The organism is Bacillus sp. AFS002410 (assembly GCF_002556365.1).
In the GTDB taxonomy this organism is placed as follows: domain Bacteria; phylum Bacillota; class Bacilli; order Bacillales; family Bacillaceae_G; genus Gottfriedia.
The window spans coordinates 1-20,451 of sequence record NZ_NUEU01000091.1 but is presented as its reverse complement, the minus strand read 5'-3'; the positions used below and the strand labels follow the sequence as shown (position 1 = coordinate 20,451).

Here is a 20,451-nt window from a genome sequence, read left to right as displayed (position 1 = left end):
TGTCCATTTTCATCATGTGTAGCTTTATAAAGATCAGGATGGTTGTAATCGATACCTGTATCTAATACACCAACTTTAACCTTTTGACCAGCGCGTGGACCTGATTTAATGATACCTGTGTTACCATCAGCTTGAAGTTTATCAATCCCTAAATAAGTAAGCGCTGATGTTGGTTTGCCAACAGATTTACTTGTTGCTGTAGTTTGGGATTTCCCTTCATCTGGTAAAGAATATTCTACTTCAGACCAAACAGACGCAACATCTGGACTTTCTACAAGCTTTTGAACTAAATTCGCTGGTAAAGTTAGTGCTACTCCATTAAATGCATCTGTAAATTCTCGCGTAATACTAATTCCCGTATTTACAGTTTTCCCGCCAACAATTGTAGTTTTTGGTTGTGTATTTAAAAAGCTCTTAAAATTTGCATGTGAATCATTAACTTTATTTTTAGCATCTGTATATTCGCTTTCAAACGCTTGACTATTTGCAGTAGCCCCACCTTTAGCTAAAGATTGCTTAATGATTTGAATTTTAGCTGGATCTTGTTTAAATTGAACAATTACATTAACTTTTTTTGAACCAATTAAGTCCTTTTTGTCTACACGGATTTTTTCAGCATCATCTGCCCCAGTAAGCTTATTAATGTTTGCTTTTTGCTCAGCAGTAAGTCCGTCAAGAATACGGTTTACTTCATCTGCATTAAAGGTATTACTAGATAAATTTTGCTGATTAAGCTTTGTTTCAGCAGTGTTTCCACTTGCATAACTATGAGGTATCACAACGTTTAAAAACATTGAACTCAACGCAAAGATCGACATAATCTTCTTAGTTGGCCTCTTACTCTTACTAGACACTTTTCTCTCTTTCATGATTTCCCCCCCAAATAATTAAATCATTCACATATACCGTTTGAATCTCTTGAATTTTCTAAATAGTTTAAACGGTAAGTTAATTTTACATGTTGCAACAACTTTCGTGTATTGGGTTAATATTTCACTTTTTATTCCGACTTTTTTCGACAAAATTGTTAAAATACCCCATAATTTTTAATTAAATCCGAAAATTCCAATAGATAGAGTAGTATTTTACTAAAAATAAACACGAATTCCTTTGTTAAATTTGGGGTAATATGATTGTTTTTATGAAAAATCATCTGAATATTTATTCAAATCCAATATTTTACATCTTTTTTAATGAGTATTTAATATCATATTCCGATATGATTCTACATTTTAATCTCTTTTTAACGAAAACCAATCAATCCCAACATGAAGTAGAATTTGTTAGTTTAGAAGATTCAGTAACGGAAGATCATCTCCTTGGTAGACAAGTTAAATTTATTGATTTCTCATTTGTTCAAACAATCAAGAGCTACAATATAGAACTTAGTTGTACTGGATACTAATAAAAACTTTGTCCGATTGCTCATCATCTATCTCACTACATTTTCTTACTCTCAATTTTAAGAACTTTCAACAAAACAAAAAAACTCGTATTTTCCTCTCATGACTAAAAATCACGAGAATCAAATACGAGTTGATTAAGCCATTGCTTTTTTTCTTACTTAATAGTGATCGTACGTTTAACAGTACTGCTCACGTTTTAAATAGAGCAACTACTGACCAAGTAGTTGCTCTAAACAAACCCTATAATACACTCACATCATACATATCATTAACATAACTATAAGAATTATTTTTAATTCATTTAACCAATTGTTCTAACTCCCGATATTCTATTAATAATTCATTAACTAGTGATATCAACTGTAGTCCTTCTAAAGTAAGTACTACTTTAGAATTTTTGCACGACTTAAATAATTTAAATCCTAATCCATTCTCTAACTTATTTATCGATTGTCTAATGACCGATTCACTAACAAAATTCATTAGCGATGCAATCAAAAAAGAACCACTTTTTGCAACTTCTGAGAGATATACTAATCGTTAAATATTCATGAATCCTCCTATTGTGCTCATGATATTATTTGATCATTGATTCACTCTTGCTAACTTCTTCTCTTCAAATAATTCGATTAAGTAATATATTCTAATTATTTATTGCTTAATAGCCCTTTTTAAAAATCCCTACCTTAAATAATATTAATTTCCATAAAAATCATAATAATAAAACTTCAAATAAATTATGATATGTTACATGACATATTAAACCATAAATGTTAGGGGGTCACCATTTACAATTACTTAATATGTAGTGAAGGATTTTGGAAGGATTGTAAGAATTATATTATCGAAAACTACCATAGCCATCATTATGTTACCTTAAATCTGGTAGCTTTATTTCATCTGTCCAACTAGTCGAGTAGAAGGGAATCTTTTTACTTTGTGGTAAATTGTCCTCCATCTCCGGGTAGAGGGATCGCTCAATTAGCGACCCAGCCCCCCACAGAACCCGGCGTGCAGATTTCCCGCACCGGGCACTTCAGAAATTGCTTCACAGTTTTGCGTACATCTTCAATTCCGAAAATGGAATTAAAAGTTTAGGTTGCACTAGAGGAAAAATCGATTTAATCTGGTTAAATTCCTCCCAAGTTATATAACTCTTTTGACTTCTACTACTTAACATTTTTCTCCAGTAACGTTCCGTTATTTTATAGATTTTAGTTATTGTCCAAAGGATACCAGCCATTCCATAGTAGTTATAATGACCTCTAAGAATTTGATTTAGTTTTTCAGTCTGGTCTTTTATTGACCAATGCCTGATGGTTCAATGAATTTCCTGTATTTTATTAACGCTTCGTCTAAATCTAGTCTTTTCAGTTTTTCTACCTACCCTAAAATTTCCTTTACGATTTCTAGTACAATAATGTATAAACCCTAAGAAGTAAATGGTTTCCAATTTTCTTCCTTTTTGTTTGGCATGTTTACTGTCAAATCGTCCAAATGTCTTATTAAGCTCAAGTTCTAACGAAAATTTCATTAGTCTTTTCTTAAGAACTTCTCCAAACCTTATCGCATTTGATCGAAATTGGAAACACACCACAAAATCATCAATATACCTTATTAGATATGCCTCAACTTTGAGTCTTGGTTTTATCGCTCTTTCAAACCATAAATCCAAAACATAGTGTAGGTAAATATTGCTTAACAGTACACTGATCGAGCCACCTTGCGGTGTCCCTGTTTCACTGACATATGTATCCTTACCTTCCATTACACCAGCTTTTAACCACCTTTTGATTAGACTAATCATTCTAGGGTCACCGATTCTATGTTGTACGAAATTAATCACCCAATATTAATTATCTAACACAAATTATAGGACAAGTTTTTACTCGTGTGTATTAGGGAAATACTCTATGATCTTCATTAAGTTTTTTATACATAAATCTACATGAATTTAAATTTTGATGTTGTATTTTGTAATTTAAAATAGAAAAATGAGTTAAAACATTTTTTGTAGAAATTCGAATGATATTGACACTTAATTTGGGGGAATATAGCATTTTCATTGGAGATTGGACTATTAATTATTTTGGACTCTATTTTTCCCACTTATATTTATCCGGATTCTCTTGCGTTATCACAGCTTTTAACACCATTAAAACAATTAAAATAAATGCCTAATAAAAAAATAGGGAAAAGTCTTGAGGTGACTACCTGCGTCCCTTTTTCCTTTTCTCTACTCTTACCTTATCAGAGGTTAATTCTGATTTTCGCAAGGATTTATTCGGTTTGTTAGAAGCTTATTTGTTGGCTCCAACTTTAAAATGAGTTGCTCCACACATTCAACAAGTAAAGTATGCAACTGGCAATACATGAAATGTTGGTGAGATTATCATCTCTTTAATCTAAATAATGATCAAAATTAAATGGACAATATAAATTTTCTTTAAATTCTTTAATTAACTTAAGAAACCAATTTTTTCTTGTAAATTATAATTTCAACAATCCTTTTGCGGCCGAATTGATGGAAATCTAATGGGACTTTCTAGAATGCTTTTCCACATTATTAAATGAGGTAATTGTTCAATTTTCAAATTAATAATGACCACTTTTTCTATACTTTAAAAAAGGAATTGAAAGTTAACATGAATTTGGAAATATCTACTTCGTATCTCCCATAGATGTGCATGCTCAAACTATTTAAAATAGACTGGAGGACGAAATGGATGAAGAAGTACAATCGTAGCTCGATGGATCCTTTATTTCACATGAATCTTTACCTTATAAATAATGTGGTAGTCGAAAAAGACATTAATCTTTTCATGTTTCACAAATTTCTATAGGAATCGAATGCACGCCTGAAAAAAGATACGCTTTCCTAATAAACGCACTCGATTCAGAATATACTTTCTATGAAAATGGACAATCACCATTAAAAGTGGTTTAAGAAGAATAATGTAGAAACATTTATTTGGTCATTCATCGACCTATCAATCGCTGACCAGATGCTATACTGATGCTTTTTGAACACGAGAGTGATTGATTCAAATGTAATTAAAAAACCTTAACCCATTAAAATACAGGGCTAAGGCTACTAAAATCCTATTTAATTACTGTTTATTTACTGAAATAAACCATAAAATGATTCTTCGTTTGAAATAGCAACTAGTTTAGGATCATTTTAATCCTAGCTGACTTAACACAGTATCCAATGTAGCACCTTTATATGAAGTTTTCGCTTTAGGTGGATTTGGAACTGTACTATTTTGTAATCCATAGTTATGAATAAGAAGATCCATATCCTTTTTATCAACAACTCCATCGAAGTTCAAATCGGCTCCTGATTTATTTGTTCCCCAGTATGTTTGTAGAAATAATGCATCCATTATATCAATTACATTATCTTTATTTGAATCCCCAGCTTTTGGTTGAGTGGAAAAAGTTCTTAAATTTCCGATTGATTCTCCACGTACGTCATCTGATAGTACATACGATTTATACATCGTAAAATGACCTGGTGCATCTACTTTTAATGTATAGGCATTTTTGTCAGCTTTCATTCCATCTACAATGTAGTTTCCATTTTTTACTGGAGAAGCCTCCAAAACAGTTTTACCATCATATGACGTTACAGTTACTTTTGCACCAACTTTGGTATTATCAAACGCGAAATTCTGTTGGCCTGTTAAAGGATCCATCGTTCCTTCTAAATTCAAGTTACCATTTATCCTTGAATATGTGTTTTTCATATTAACACTATCCATATAAGTATATACATTATTTGATTCTACATTTGATTGATCAATTGCAGTTCCAGTCATTTCCATATTAAACCAGTTGACAGAGAAAGCTGACTTTGGAGAATAATGTTTTGCTGTATTTAAATCGAAATTTACTAATTGTATATCTTCTGGTAATGCTTTATTTCCTAAATAATTAAAAGTAATTGTATATTTCGTAATAATATCATCGGATGTTGATGTTACAGATACTTGTGCATCCCCATATTGCTTAACTGCATCACTTACAACCACATTATTAATTGTAGCTAAGTCACCATTGTCATTTAATACTGGAATTGTAATCTTAGATGTTTTTAGGTTTTTAATATTATTCGAACGAATCGAATAATTTATCGTATCTCCGGTTGAAGCGACTTGTTTATTTGCTTTTAAGTAATAGTAAGGGTACGTATTAAAAACAAAAGCTACCCTAAGCATTGAAGAAGAACCTGCAGTAAAGTTTCTTGCAGCATCATAACCATAAAACTGAACTTTTAGAGGTGTAGACCTTTTTTTCACTAGTATTTGATCGTTGTAATTTCCATTTTTATCAGTGTTAATTGCAGGAGATGAATATGGCGAATCGTAAAATGAAACCACTGCATTGCTTGATTGATCAATTGGAATTCCAAGACGATTAGCATCAGCCACTTCAGGATCACTTACATTAATATTGAAATCATATAAATATTCTCCGTTTGAATCGAATTGACTATCATCATATTCAATAACTTTTTGATCTAACGAATCAAAACTTGAAGTCATTGTTGGTTTTCCTTTTTCATAGATGAAATCCGCTACTTTCGTAAATACTTTCCCCTGATCATTTGTTCCAATCAGTTTTAATTTGTAGTTACCTGTTTTTGCATAAGCATAATCACTGCTAATCGGATTTTTTGGATCACCTGTCAACGGATAGTACCCCCCAATAAATCCAGCAGCATTAGCATAAACTTGATTTTCATTCAATGTTCGAGGATCATAAGACCCTAAGTAACCAATATCTTGACCCGTTGAATCTTGTAATACTACATCTAAAGTCTTCATAAATGACTTTAATGAGAATTGAAAACCTTGGTATGGTAAGGCTTTTTCTGGCCACGTTGTATCACCAGAATACATTGGATATCGTACTGTAAAGGTATCAATCCCTTCATTAATAACACGTCCGCCAAATGGAATTTGATACGTTTCAGTTGGATCTGCATTATTTGTGAAGACGATATATCCTTCATATGTTCCTTTTTCAGCTGTCTTTGGAATATTTAAATTAAACTGTATGTTTTTAGAGCTAATTCCATTTACTTTAACTGAAGTTGGTCCAGATAGCGTTACATTATTTTTCGCAGCATCTAATGAACCCCTTAATCCTGTTTGGAAATTAACCTTCACATTAAATGTTTTTGCTTTTTCACTTCGATTTTTCAATGTAACCGTACGGTCATCAGCAATATCTTGGTCATCGAATCCGTATGAACCGAAGCTCATACCACCAGTTAATTCTTTAATCGTTTTTAGTTTACCTCTTTCATTAATTGTCGGAGTTTGATCATTTACTTGTAATTCAACATTTGAATGAATTGCTTCATAAGCATCAACTCGTCCGCTTCCTATTTCAAACACGCTATAATTTTTTGATAACGGGTCTGCTGTATTCATTAAAATTGATTTGATATCTGCTGGTTGTAAATTTTTGTTCGACTGTAATAATAATGCAGATACACCCGCTACATAAGGTGTAGCCATTGACGTTCCAGATAAGCGCTCATATGCATATTTGTAATCTTCAGGATGAGTTCCATCTAACGTTTTATTGTTAACATAAAACGGAACAGTTGACATAATTGCAACACCTGGTGCAGTTACTTCTGGTTTAATATCAAAGTTCACACGAGAAGGACCTATTGAACTGAATCCTGCTAATTCATCACTAGCTGTTTTAATTTTTGAATAGTCACCAAATGTGAAGCTTGTATTTCCTGCTTGAATAGCTGCTAAGATTTTTTTACCTTCACTATTTGAAACGGAGAATGCGGGTACTGCATCAACTGATTCACCTAAAAATGATTGAATTGCTCCTTCAGCTGCGTTTGTTTCGTCATTATACATAAGTACTCCGACAGCACCTCTTGTTTTTGCATTTTTGATTTTGTCAGTTAATGCGTATGTTCCACGTTTGATGAAAGCAATTTTGCCATTTAAATCTTTCCCGTTAAAGTCAGCTGCTGTTCCAGCAAGGCCAACATCTACAAGTTGGAATGTTTTTCCTTTTAGTTGAGTTAAGTCGTCTGTATAATTTCTTGCTAATTGTAATAGATTGTAATTAACACCATTTTGCACGCCTGCGTATTGGTATACATCAAGTGAGATTGATGATGCACCAACAGTTAGTGCTAAAGCAGAAGCAGCCGGTGAACCTAGTGTATAACTTTGATTACCACTATTCCCTGCTGCAACAACAGTCGTAACCCCACTTAAAACAGCATTATTTACAGCTACTGAAGTCGCATATAACGGATCATTTAGCGTGTTACCTAAAGACATATTAATAACGTCCATACCATCACCCACTGCTCGATCCAATCCAGCAAGAATGGCATCAGTTGTCCCGCTACCATATGGTCCAAGTACACGATAAGAGTAAATATCGGCCTCAGGAGCCGCACCTAACATTTTATACTCGCTATCTGCTTTACCACGACCACCAATAATACCAGCAACATGTGTACCATGTTCTGTGTAGTAAGGTGACGAGTTGCTTGTTTCTGGTTTTCCTGACTTCTTCCAGTCAGCATATGTTGTTTCCATTGGATCATTATCATTGTCAACGAAATCATATCCACCTTTAAAAGCGTCCTTTAAATCTGGGTGGTGATAATCAATACCCGTATCTAAAATCCCTACCTTAATTCCTTTACCAGTGAAACCTTCAGCATGTAAACGATTTAGTCCATCATAAGGCGTATAGTTACCTACCTTTGCCTCATCAGCCTTTAATGCATTATTATCTTCTGCAGTAGGTGGTTCAATTGAAAATGTTTCATTGCTCCAAACTGTTTTAACTGCTTTTGATTTTAATAGATTTTTTATTTGATTAGCAGGTAAGCTCATTGAAACACCGTTAAACGCATTTTTATATGAACGATTAACCTTGTAATCTACCTTTTTATTATTATCAACTAATACTTGTCCAACATCTTGATTAAACGTTTCATGATCTTGATTAATCAATTTCGTTGCTTCGGTTTCAGTTAAAGTTTGCCCTTGAAGGCTCGCTTGGATTTGAGCAACTTTTGTAGGTTGATTTGCAAACTGTACGATTACTGATGTTTGTTTGGTTGAAGTTTGATCAATATCAGATGAAATTTGAAGACCCGTTTCCTCATTAGTTGAAAGGACTTTCAGTGCGGCTCTTTGTTGTGGAGTTAAGTTTGCTAGAATATCTTCAACCTTTGAATTACTTGCAGCTTTTGTAAGATCTAAATGTCCAAGTGAACCTAAAATAAAACTAGATGATAGTGCAACTACAGCTAGGCTTTTCACGACCTTACTATTGTTGTTTGCTTTTTTCCCCATTTTCTTCCTCCAAGTCTCTGTCTTTTTATTACAAATGTAGTGCAATGAATTACGAAACAATGATTCTAATCGGTTTTAAGTATTTATTTAGAATTCATCTATTTTGTTGATTTATTACAATTACATAAGCACTTACAATTATTAAGGAGATTTGGAGTTGTGTAAATTGGGGAAATACGCATAAATACATGATTCAAAATACGCTTTTTTCCATCAATTTTTTTAAAAAAATTGTCGTTAAGATGTAGTTTATGTAGAACTTTCATTATTCACCAATATTTTGTTAATTATTTTGTCAAAATTTTATGAATGAAGGGAGTCTAAATTTGGGGAAATATTGTACAAAACTATTAAATACTGTTGATTTAGTATAAAATAGTTTTTTCGACAAGAAACTAGAAAACTATAAACGAAATTGAAAGCTTCTTTAAAGTAGTTTTGATCCAAATCCTCTTATAAACTTCCGGATATTCCACTACAGCATGTGTCAGCCAACTAAATCAGTGCTTCACCATAGAGAATGAAAATGCATAAAACTGTCGAAACTTGTAATTATTCCCTCCAATCCAACTTTAAGTCAACGTCTATAATTTTGGACGCTCTCATTTTTTAACGAATGAGTAGCATCTTTTTTGGTATGTTCTTTTGTCTGACTTAAAGGAATTTATTTTTCTGGGTAGTTATTCTAAACATCTATAAATTTTCGAACGTTTTTCAGTAAAAAAGGTATTTGAAAAGGCAAAAATCTCACCTACATCGTATTATTTCTGCCGTTGAACTAAACGATTATCGTGAAATAACTAATGGGAAAATTAATAAATTGCAAGGAGAATTAGTTCAATTAGAATGTCAACTGAATACTTGTAATGATGAAAAATACAAACTTAATCTAAAAAATTCATTAAAAGACGTTATTTAAATGAACGAAATTACTCCAAAAGTTTTAAAAGTACTAGTTAATCGCGTCACTTGTAATATTAGTGGTACAGTTACAATTCAATATAATTTTTTCAATCTTTTATTATAAGTAAAAAAGCAGCGCCCAAATGGGCTTGCTGCCTTACTTTAAAATAAGTTGCGCCACACACTCAACGTGCTTGGAGTGCGTGAACTAAAATTCTTAACCACCCTCCGTTTACTAAAATCACCCACTCCTAAGCCAATGAAAGGGGTAAAAATTATGCATGATTAAAAGCTATTCATAGGCTAGCCTTACGTAGCTTTATAGGAACCATTATTTTGTTTTTAATCTATAAAGTGACACTAGCTTAGAAAGATTTTTATTCGTTCTAGATTGGGTGCTGAGCTTACAGATGATGGAAAGTTCATTGTAAGGAAAGCGCAGGAAATTAAGCTAAAGATAGAGGATATCTCCATTTTTGCGCATCAAAAGCTATATCCAGAAAAAGTAAATATATCATTATCTGTCAGCCCGAACGCTATGTTAATTATACCTAGTGCGTTAATTTCTTATAAAAAAAGTATTCTTACAGCCAAGTAGACGTCTTTGAAGAAAAACCTAATGCAATTTTGTTAGATGTAAAAACGGAGAAGACTGATTTCGGTGTTACAATATTTACTGACGAAATGGTTGATTCTAATCCCGAATTAGAATTTGAAACAATGTTCGAAGGTGGCACAGTATTATATGCAAGCAAAAATTCTTCTCTTGCCTTTTTTGATGATATACAAGTTGAAGACCTTGCTAATCAATCTTTGATTCTTACGGAAGACCCTATAATGACTATGTACGCAAATGAACTTATTAACTATATCCCTAATTTGAATATATTATTTACAACAAACAACGTGAACGTTATTACTGAAGCAGTATCAGAAGGTTTGAGTATAATTATTACGATGAATTTATTTTTGAATAAAGTAACTGGTATTCAAAACGGTAGTATCATTACCAATTCCGTTTGTGTTTCCTAGCCCACTTCGCTTTTCATTTGGCATTGTTCGGTTAAAATGTAAGAAATTATCCGAACATAGCAAACAAAATACAAATACTTTTAAACAAAATCTCGTTTAAGATTTTTAATAAAACCAATCATACTGGTTTAAAGAAGCTGATTAACAGTCCGCACAAATACCCATGATGATAAAGAATAAAAAATAGGTAACAAAATGCAAAAAGATCCTAATTGAAGATCTTTTTTTCATTTATTAAAGTATTATTTGCTCCCTAAAATTATATTGTTTGATGTTTGTTTTGACATGTTTTTGATTACTTATTTGGCCCCTCTTATTCAAGTAACAGTTATTGCTTGAGTAAACAAACTATTACATTGGATTTATGCCCTGTTAAAAAGCAAAACGACTTTCCAAGTAACTTAAAATCTTAAACAACCTAAATTACCACATTTTTCTAATTCCGCACTGTACGCCGACCGAAACGAGAAATTTTCAAACAGTCGACCCATGCGAAACCTACTCCAAAAAAGCATTACGAGCCAAAGTACCCGCGTCATTCACGATGGTCTCCGTGAAAAACGCGACCTCATGCGCCTAACGAGCGAAGACATCTAATGCATTAAAAAGCCCTAAGGGCTTTTTAATGCATTTTTTGGTGATTGATTGGTCAACATCTGCTGCTTTTAAACCGAATAGTGACAGGTGATGAGGGAATAATAGAGTAAACTTCTAATTTCCGAGAAAGGATGAAACCGCGATGAAAGCAGATACATCGCTCGAACAGAACGAGAAATCACTTCGAGAACTGTTAGGTGATAGTTCCGACTTTAAAACTACCGATGTCGAAACAGGCGATCGACACTATCGATTATTTTACTTGGACACAATGGTTGAATCGGCCAAAATTCAAGAACATATCATCCGTCCTTTACTTCAACTTAAAAACAGCAGTGTAAAAGAAGCCGTTTCCATCCTCGATTACAATGAAACGGATCTTCTTTCCGTTGCGTCAAATGAACTGGTCGAAGGGAAAACAGTGGTTCAACTGGAAGGTGAAGCCACACTCTATTTACTTGGAACCGAAATCATCAAAGAACGTGCGGTCAATTTCCCAATGAATGAACGTGTCCTACGCGGTTCACACGAAGCCCTGAATGAAAACTTGAACACAAATTTGAATTTGCTTCGAAAGCTCATTGCAACACCAGATCTGGCGGTGAAATCGTATCAACTGGGTCGACGTTCCAATACAAAAGTCGCGATCATTTATTTGCGTTCGCTCGCAAATGACGTGTTGTTAAATGAGTTTGAACGTCGGCTTGAAACAGTCGACATTGATTATGTGGAGGCACCTGGATTCGTCCAAGAACTCATCGAAGACAAACAATTCTCACTGTTCCCAAAAGTACTTATTACCGAACGTCCAGACCGGGTACGTTCCTACCTGATGGACGGGAAAATCGCGATCTTGACAGATGGTTCGCCTGATTCACTTATCCTTCCAGTGTCGTTCTGGTCATTTTTTCAAAGCCCAGATGATTATCAAATTGGTTGGTTGGTTGGGAGTACGTTACGCTTTCTTCGCATTGTTTGTTTTGTTTTCGCGATTGCTTTACCTGGGTTCTACGTGGCACTTGTGACGTTTGATCCCCGTATTCTCCCATTTGAGATCGCGCTTACGTTTCAAAGCTCGATGCAATATGTGTCGATGCCACCGATTTTAGAAGCCATCACGATGCTACTCGTCCTCGAAGTTTTACGAGAGGCAACCGTTCGTCTCCCAAATCCGATTGGTCAGACGATTGGTGTGGTCGGCGGGATCGTGATTGGGACAGTTGTTGTTCAGTCCAATCTCATTTCCAATATGATGGTCATCATCGTCGCACTAACAGGCATCGCATCTTTTATTGTGCCGTCTTATGAAATGAGTAGTGCAGCACGTCTGCTCACCTATCCGTTCATCATCATGTCGTCGATTTTCGGACTGATCGGGTTAGAAATCGCAACGATTCTGTTGATGACGCATTTAGTTCAGTTGAATACCATGGGCATACCATACTTTTACGTCTGGTTTAATGGAGATACTTTTCAAGATACACTGTTTCGCTTGCCAATCAGGTTTTTGAAAAAGCGCCCGAAAGAAAGCATGGCGAAAGATGAAACAAGACTAAAGTCAAAAAAAGGGGGGAACTAGATGTTTCATTTAAAAAAAATTTCCCTCAATCAACTCGTTTGCCTCGTGATTCTAACTCAAATCGGCGTGCATGCGTTATCGATTCCTTACAGTGAATCTCGCCGTTCTGGTTATGATTCATGGATGAGTATTCTACTTGGGGGGGTATTCGCGCAACTTGTGATCATTATGATCTATCAACTTGGCAAACGCTATCCGAATCAGAGCTTACAACAGTACATTGTGTCGATCATTGGAAAACCGTTAGGCATCCTCGTCAATATTTTATTTGCAGCTTATTGTGCAGAATCGACACTAATGGTCATTGTATCGTATGCTGATGTCATGAACAGGTGGGTGTTATTTGAAACACCATGGTTCGTTCTCATCGGTCTATCGGTTTTCATCGTCGCATTTGTTGCTGCATCGTCGCTTCGTTCCATTGCAACCCTTACCCAGTCATTCACAGGGATGTTTTTCGTTTGTTTGGTCATCATTTGTATTAGTGGATATGGAAAAGGAGATTGGCGCCATTTTTTTCCGATCGGAACACATGGAATTGTCGCGATTTTAAAGGATTCAGTTCCTTCTTTATGGGCATACGCTGGATACGATCTTCTCCTCTACGCGTTTCCGTTCGTGGCGTGTCGTAAAAAATCCCAGATCTTACTTGCCATGTCCGTCGCTAATGGCATAACCACTTTGATTTACTTCGTAATCTCGGTTATCGTCACGTACAACTTCAGTGAAAACCAATTGAATCTTATTTCGGAACCAATGGTGTTTATTCTTCGAAAGTTCAGATGGCCTGTTGTTCAAAGTTTAGATATTGTCTTTATGACCATTTGGTTATCTGTCACGACGATCACAGCATTTGTTTATCTATTTTTGTCCGCCCGATATCTAGCCTTTGTTGGTCGGAAAGAAAACCATCGTCACGTGTTGATCGTCTGGCTCATCGCGAGTGTCGTATTTGGTATTGGTAGTTTCTTCGCGGACAGACAATCACTGTTTTCTTTTATCGATTTTCATAACAAGACGACGTTTCTATTCACAAGTGCGCTTCCGGTATTCCTTCTAATTGTTTCATTTGTACGAGGAAAGGTGGCGAAAGAATGAAAAAGGTTGCCGTTTTGCTTATGATGATGTGTTTTGTCCCACTTTTGACAGGTTGTTGGGATCGTTTACAGCTTCGTAATTTAAACTTAGTGGACATCGCTGGTTTGGATCGGGACAAAGAAAGCGGAGACGCCGACCTCTATCTGGTAGTGACAAAACTGAGAAGCGCCGGACAAGGAACAGGCGACCCAATTACCACGGTCCTCAATCTAAAAGGGAAAACCTTAGTAGAAGCGGTTGGTAGCGGTGATTTTAAAGAACGCACACCTTTCTTAGGAATTAGCACAAGAGTCTATTTTATGAGTGAGGAAATCGCATCGGACAATCCAATTTCCGAACTGGCTTTTTTACTACATGCTCCCTATGCGTCGATCAGTACGCCACTTGTGGTGTTTGAAGGAGACCTACCAACTTTTTTAGACACAAAAATGAAAACAAATAAAGAATTTCCAAATGATTTAAACAAGTATATGAAATCACTCGAACAAAATAATACCGTTCCAATCGTTTCGATGATGTATTTCATCCTCTCGCAAGCAGAGCCGTTTGACGATTTCGCATTACCTGTGTTTAAAGAAACCAAAACAGGCGTTGAATTAAATGGCTCGCTCTTATTCAAGCAAGGAAAAAGCACAAAAACGAAACTAGACCAAAATCAAACGCGAACGCTCATGCTCCTGTTAAATGAACAAATCAGAAAGCAAAAATTTACCGGACAGTTACATGACGTTGGTCAGAAACATTCTTCGAAAGCGAATAAGAACCAAGATACATATGGGTATTCCATCAAAAAAAAGAATTCAACCATTACTGTCTCGGTTGATTCAAAGGGATTCCCAAAGGTGAAAATGAACGTCCACATGCAAATTAATGTCTATGAACTCGGAAAAGGCACAGAACAATTGACATCCGGTTACGTCAATCGGATGGAAAAAACGCTGAGTCGAGAGCTAGAAAAAACAGCAGTCGATACGATTCAAACGATGCAACGTGCGAATAGTGATGCACTTGGGATTGGGAAAGAACTGAAAGCATTCCATCCGAAGATTTGGAAGTCTCTAGATTGGCGTAAAGACTACCAACGCGTATCAATTGAGCCAAAATTCGAAGTGAATATTTTGAATGCGAGTAAGAAATAGCTAAAAAAGGTTTCTCACAACCGAGAAACCTTTTTTTGTAGATATGCTTTTTCACAAATCATGGCTGTGATTACTTGTTAAGAAGGCACCTGCGTATTCTTCTTGCACGATTCCTTTTACACGCGATTCTTCGAGACGTGTGACAACAAGAAAATGACATGCTGTTTTTCGCGTTTGTACAGCCCTCTTCCAGTAAAGAGTGTCGCGCTCCGCGTCCGAGCTCATTTTTAATTTGCTCACTTACATTCTCGAAACGTTCCGTAAAAATCCACATATGACGTGCTTGATCGAATCCTTCGATCACGAGGTCAATCACTTTAAATGCCACTTAATACGTAAGCGTAACGTTTTGGATTGGCTCTATCATAATTTTTACAGGCGTTTTATTCGTTATCCTCGAGAAAAATAGTATTCGCCCCCCATCATTTGTATCTGAAGGGGTTTTACTTGTGTAACAACTTTTATTACACAGCTATTTGGAACAAGGCAGCAATTAAAGAAAGAGGCAATATTTGAAATGCTATTATATCTTTTAGACCAAATTTCCTTTTTTTAACAACCGTATTATCTAGAAGTTCCTGTTTTTTATTCGATACAAAAGTAATGCATAATGCTGCTAATAGATACATTGGTGCTGTTAATATGAATGCCTTTGAAGTTCCAATTCGACTTGATAAACTTATCCCAATTGCTGGACCAATCGTTGTAGACAAAATTTGACTGATTCCAAAACAACCTATACCCTCACCCATCTTTTTTACAGGTATAAAATCGGTAGTCCAAGCAAGAGTGATCACGTTGGTAATACTAATACTGGCCCTATGTAGCATGCGGAAAAAAATCATAACCTCAACATTTGGTGCAAAACTATAACCCAATGTAGCATTCCATTAATAGTAGTAGCAATAATCATTAATTGCTGAATGGTACATTTTATACTATGAATTGAAAAAAAAAAGGTTTTACTGTACATATTGGAGCGTTTTATTTATTTCAGCGGAACCTGTGTACCATTTGGTGCGTTTTATCTATTTCAGCGGAACCTGTGTACCATTTGGTGCGTTTTATCTATTTCAGCGAATTCTGTATAGTATTTGGTGCGTTTTATCTTTTTCAGCGGAATCTGTATAGTATTTGGTGCGTTTTATCTTTTTCAGCGGAACCTGTGTAGTATTTGGTGCATTTTCTGTTCATTTTGTGACAAATCCTTGAGTTTATTACAATCTTGTGGTGCATTTTATGATAAAATAAGTAAAGAGATATGATATTTTGCACATTACTTGGTGCAAATTGAGAGGATGTTCTTGTCTGTGAAATATGAAAGAGTACTAGATCATCAGATTTTAAACTACGAAATATTAAAAATTTGTATATTTGAAGAAACGAAACGACTATTTCAAGATCGCCAGTATATCCTTGAGAGATGGAAAATGGAAGCCTATCGTATGACAGAAGATGAGGTTAGGTACCAGTCCCCCTGCAATGCAATGGGCCCAAGCTTTAGAGCATTATTTTTCTTATTCACTCAAACTTTATATTTTGAAAAATATATAACAAAACAAATGATTAATGAAGCAGTTGAAAAATATGCGGACACCATCAAAGTGATATTGGCAGGCCACTTTGTTCACGAGTTTCCCAATGATGAAGTAAAACGAAGTGTAAACGAAGAAAAAATTGATGATGTGTTAAAACGTGATTATATTTATTCCAGTATGGATATGGACTACCATCTGATGAGGGATATCGTGACAAAGAAAAAGGATTTTAAAGAAGGAGAAGAAGGCTACTTGGCAACTGAGATTATAGACAATCGTGGAAAAGTAAGAGGATTGGCCGAGCTTAGACCCTTTGAATCACAAAATATCGATTTAACCTCTGATCAACAAGAAATGTGGCTAGAGTTGATTGAATCCACCATCCATTCATTGGATGAAATGACCGCGGATCTTTTTGATTTAATTACCTATTTATGGATGGTATCACCCAAAAGCAATGACGGGTATATTGAATTTCATAGTAATGATGCCCTGCGACTTAGAAATCTAAAAAAACGGTCGGCTAAAGGACAAGTGCTCGATTTTCGTGAAGAGGATCGATTCAATATCATGAAACGGGTTGCTGCACTTTCAAGTATTTGGATATCACTTGGTGATCAGAAAGTAAAAGTGGTAAATACTCAAGAAATTCAGGACAATGAGCTCTATAAGTTCAAAGATTTTCAGAGAATGTTTGAAATTGGAAAAATACGTGTGGCGTATGACAAAAAATCTGGAGAACCAAAAGGAATCTATGCAGTACAAGTAAAACCAACATCTATTTTAACACCTTATTTAGATGGTCCTAGCCGATCACTTGGTTTGTTAGACCTAAAAGTCTTTCAATATAGCCATTTCACACAACGTGAGCACAAACGATTAACCCGGTACTTAAACCTTCAATGGAAAATTCGAACGATTAAACGTACATTACAGCAACCTTTTAAAGTATCAACTCTGTTAAAAGTTATGGATATTTCTACACGTTACAACGGAGTACAAAAGAGGGACAAGTTTGAAAACGTATTAGATGAATTACAAAAAGATGTTGTAATTAAAAGTTGGTATTATACGGAATCAGTAGATGAAGAACAAGTCGGTAAAAAAGGCTGGTTTCAAAACTATTGGTCTAAACTCAATTTGATCATTCTACCAACCGATATTGTCGTAAAAGAAAATCAAAAAAAGCTGTTGGTAAATTCGAACTATACAATTGACGAAAAAATAATCGAACGTATGCAAGAATTCAGCTATGAAAAGATAGCTTCTCAAAGTCATGAAGAACTTCTCACAAATCAATCAGAAATTGCTAGAAGTGAAATAGCTGCATCTGTTGAATATGAATTAGAAAAACAATTACCTATTTTGGAATTATCAAAAAAGATGGATCCCAAACCCACAATAGAACCTGAGCAACAATCATTCGATTTCACTATTTCAACAGAGGTAACTCTTACACCAGAAAATATGAAAGAGATGATTGATTCCTTAGGTCTAAGTATTCGCCAGTCTGCAGAAGAAATGGGAATCGCTCACACTACCCTTTCACGGTATATCCGAAAGGAAAATAAGCGACAAAATAAGAAAAATGACGAGAAGATGTTAAATTGGCTAAAAGGAAAAGCAAGAAAATTAAAACTCTAATTACTGAAAATTGGTTAGAGTTTTTCTGTTTCTCTTTCCTCATTAACAATATATATGTTAATATATAATGTAAGACATATGTTAGTATCATAGTATTTATATATCGCATAGTTGTTATATATCACATAGTTGTTATTAACTTATCATCATTTACATTATTCACACATATTATTTGAGTAATGTCAGGAAAATATGTGCTAATCAGTACAAGAAAAAGTCAGTGGTAATTTGAAAGTTACCACTGACTTTTCTTTTTGCTATCCTAATTAAATAAGTTGCGTTATAAGCGTGTTTTGAAATGAGGGGAATAGATAGCTTAAACCTCCTGAAATTTGCTGAGCTCCAATACCTACTGAAGGCACAATCCCGAAAACAGTCGCAAGCACAGCCAAAACATCTACAGTAAGACCTATCCATGATGATGAAGTTGAATTAAATAGCGGAATAATTGTTGAGCTAATCGTTCCTTGTTTTTCCTTACGAAATGTAAAATATGCAATAGCTAAAGCGACAATTGCGTATAATGCCCACGGATGTAATCCCCAATGAAAAAACGAATATCGCATTGCAAAACGCGCACTTTCTTCTGATCCTGATTGAGTTGATAAAGGTGAACTTAAATGTGAAATCGGTTCAGCAATTCCAAAGAATAATAATCCAATTCCCATTCCAGCTCCAAATAACATTGCTAGCCAAGTGAAGTAACCGAATTCAGGTCTTTCATTATCTTTACCTAATCGAATTGAACCATATTTTGAAAAAATCAAATAAATGGCCAATAATAATATAATTGTCATAAGAATTGAATAAAACCATCCAAAGTTATGTAATATATATTCGTTCATACTAGACGTAACATTTTTTAAATCATAACCTGGTATCCAATTTGCAGGTACAATCCACCAAATAATAAATAACGATGTAATGGTTAATGATATTAAAAATATTTTATTTCTTGTCCTTCGCACTTTTTACCACTCCTTTATGCATTTTTAAATGAACTGTTTACACGTTTTAAATTATAAAGGTAATATTACTTAATTCTCTTTCTTGTTACTAAAAACTAAAGTTTCTATAATATTTATGTAATATTCATAACATCCAAATTAAGATTCTGTTACAAATATATAAATATTGTTTCGTTTTCTCATGTAATTCATAATTATGAAATGAATTTGAAATAAATCGATAAGACTAGTATTCTATTTTGTTGAATAATAAGGGCCATAAAATTGAAACAAATCTTAATAACTTTCAATATCTCTAAGCCCCATGAAAAACGCAGGTTTTTTAGTGGTTTCTCCTAATAGTAGGGAGGCCTTTTGATAGGAGTGAATTCATTTAATATACAAATTGTGAATAATTACACTTAAATGATACTGCCAGTTAGTCACCCATTCAGCGCAAGCGCTGCACCACAGCAAATGAAAATAGATAAAAATCGTCAATACTTCTTCTATGGCTGGGTGAGGAAGGTCGATAAACTATGGTGCCATTAGAGCCCAACAGTTAGTCTGACTCCAACAATCACGGTGCATCACAGACTGTCGCAGATGGAATTGGAACAGATTTGGAGAACCAATATGGAAGTGCACCTCGATTATGTTCCTGGGCAGCAATAGTTCCTGGACATAATGAAAGTGCTGGTAAAAGAAAATCAACTAAATCCAAAAAAGGCAATAAGTATTTAAAGTCAACCTTAACTAAAGCCGCACATTCAGTGGGTGCGTCCAAAAACTACCTTGGAGCAATGTATCGATGAACAGCATCACGAAAAGGTAGGAAAAGAGCAGGAATAGTAGTAGCCCATGCCATGTTAAGAATCGCCTATTATCCTCTGACTAGAAAAGAAATGTACAGAGACTTAGGAGAAGATTATTAAGACAAACAAAAAGAAGTATCAATAGTCTATCATTCAGTTCGAAGACTAGAAAAATTAGGGTATTCTGTATCGATAGAAGAAGTCTCTTAATCCATCAATCATTAATTATTTCTCTAATTTATTTACTTTGAAACGATTTTTAAAAATAATATAAAGACGTCTTATTTAGATGTGCCCTTTTTTCACACTATACCGTGAGGTTTTTTCATGGTAGATGTGCCCTTTTTTCACACTATACCGTGAGGTTTTTTCATGGTAGACTCCCATGCCGCGTT

10 protein-coding genes and 3 pseudogenes are annotated in these 20,451 nt (G+C 34.7%); 7 read left to right on the top strand and 6 right to left on the bottom strand.

Annotation, left to right across the window (positions count from 1 at the left end; genetic code table 11):
• The 4 genes and pseudogenes from CN692_RS22795 to CN692_RS22775 form a co-directional block, all read right to left on the bottom strand.
• The coding region (locus CN692_RS22795; RefSeq protein ID WP_179874525.1) for a protease inhibitor I9 family protein at positions 1–869 on the bottom strand (869 nt) is incomplete at its 3' end.
• 834 nt (positions 870–1,703) lie between these two features.
• Positions 1,704–1,931: pseudogene (locus CN692_RS27275) on the bottom strand (LysR family transcriptional regulator); the annotation flags it as partial.
• A gap of 796 nt (positions 1,932–2,727) precedes the next feature.
• The gene (locus CN692_RS26870) at positions 2,728–3,213 is read right to left on the bottom strand and encodes a reverse transcriptase domain-containing protein (RefSeq protein WP_373605052.1); all 486 of its coding nucleotides are present in this window, start codon (positions 3,211–3,213) and stop codon (positions 2,728–2,730) included.
• 1,369 nt (positions 3,214–4,582) lie between these two features.
• Positions 4,583–8,764, bottom strand: coding sequence for a S8 family serine peptidase (locus CN692_RS22775; protein ID WP_098121416.1), 4,182 nt, complete (start codon positions 8,762–8,764; stop codon positions 4,583–4,585).
• Positions 8,765–10,267: 1,503 nt separating this feature from the next.
• On the opposite strand from CN692_RS22775, the pseudogene CN692_RS22765 reads away from it, so the two are divergent.
• The 5 genes and pseudogenes from CN692_RS22765 to CN692_RS22750 form a co-directional block, all read left to right on the top strand.
• Positions 10,268–10,699 (top strand): annotated as a pseudogene (locus CN692_RS22765) (LysR family transcriptional regulator substrate-binding protein); the annotation flags it as partial.
• A 447-nt stretch (positions 10,700–11,146) separates the two neighbouring features.
• Positions 11,147–11,296 (top strand): hypothetical protein, encoded by a 150-nt coding sequence (locus CN692_RS27270; RefSeq protein WP_179874524.1) that lies wholly within the window; start codon positions 11,147–11,149, stop codon positions 11,294–11,296.
• Positions 11,297–11,438: 142 nt separating this feature from the next.
• Positions 11,439–12,875: a spore germination protein gene (locus tag CN692_RS22760; RefSeq protein WP_098121413.1), complete on the top strand. Its 1,437-nt coding sequence runs from the start codon at positions 11,439–11,441 to the stop codon at positions 12,873–12,875.
• Complete coding sequence (locus CN692_RS22755) at positions 12,876–13,973, top strand: GerAB/ArcD/ProY family transporter (RefSeq protein ID WP_098121412.1); 1,098 nt, start codon at positions 12,876–12,878, stop codon at positions 13,971–13,973. It abuts the gene before it with no gap.
• Positions 13,970–15,112 (top strand): Ger(x)C family spore germination protein, encoded by a 1,143-nt coding sequence (locus CN692_RS22750; protein WP_098121411.1) that lies wholly within the window; start codon positions 13,970–13,972, stop codon positions 15,110–15,112. The genes CN692_RS22755 and CN692_RS22750 overlap by 4 nt, the downstream gene beginning before the upstream one ends.
• A gap of 464 nt (positions 15,113–15,576) precedes the next feature.
• Here the strand turns inward: CN692_RS22750 and CN692_RS22745 are convergent, their stop codons facing one another.
• Positions 15,577–15,990 (bottom strand): MFS transporter, encoded by a 414-nt coding sequence (locus CN692_RS22745; RefSeq protein WP_098121410.1) that lies wholly within the window; start codon positions 15,988–15,990, stop codon positions 15,577–15,579.
• A 432-nt stretch (positions 15,991–16,422) separates the two neighbouring features.
• On the opposite strand from CN692_RS22745, the gene CN692_RS26865 reads away from it, so the two are divergent.
• Positions 16,423–18,294 carry a hypothetical protein gene (locus tag CN692_RS26865; protein WP_098121409.1) on the top strand — a complete coding sequence of 624 codons (1,872 nt, stop codon included), beginning with the start codon at positions 16,423–16,425 and terminating at the stop codon, positions 18,292–18,294.
• Between the two features lie 269 nt (positions 18,295–18,563).
• Here the strand turns inward: CN692_RS26865 and CN692_RS22735 are convergent.
• Positions 18,564–19,262: pseudogene (locus tag CN692_RS22735) on the bottom strand (BCCT family transporter); the annotation flags it as partial.
• Positions 19,263–19,864: 602 nt separating this feature from the next.
• Between CN692_RS22735 and CN692_RS27265 the strand changes: the two are divergent.
• On the top strand, positions 19,865–20,056 hold the full coding sequence (locus CN692_RS27265) for a transposase (protein ID WP_179865710.1): 192 nt from the start codon (positions 19,865–19,867) through the stop codon (positions 20,054–20,056).
• Positions 20,057–20,451 lie beyond the last annotated feature (395 nt).

Bases quoted from the DNA above. Each gene is read 5' to 3' on its own strand.
- CN692_RS26870 (WP_373605052.1), bottom strand. From the start codon at position 3,213: ATGATTAGTCTAATCAAAAGGTGGTTAAAAGCTGGTGTAATGGAAGGT.
- CN692_RS22775 (WP_098121416.1), bottom strand. From the start codon at position 8,764: ATGGGGAAAAAAGCAAACAACAATAGTAAGGTCGTGAAAAGCCTAGCT.
- CN692_RS22760 (WP_098121413.1), top strand. From the start codon at position 11,439: ATGAAAGCAGATACATCGCTCGAACAGAACGAGAAATCACTTCGAGAA.
- CN692_RS22755 (WP_098121412.1), top strand. From the start codon at position 12,876: ATGTTTCATTTAAAAAAAATTTCCCTCAATCAACTCGTTTGCCTCGTG.
- CN692_RS22750 (WP_098121411.1), top strand. From the start codon at position 13,970: ATGAAAAAGGTTGCCGTTTTGCTTATGATGATGTGTTTTGTCCCACTT.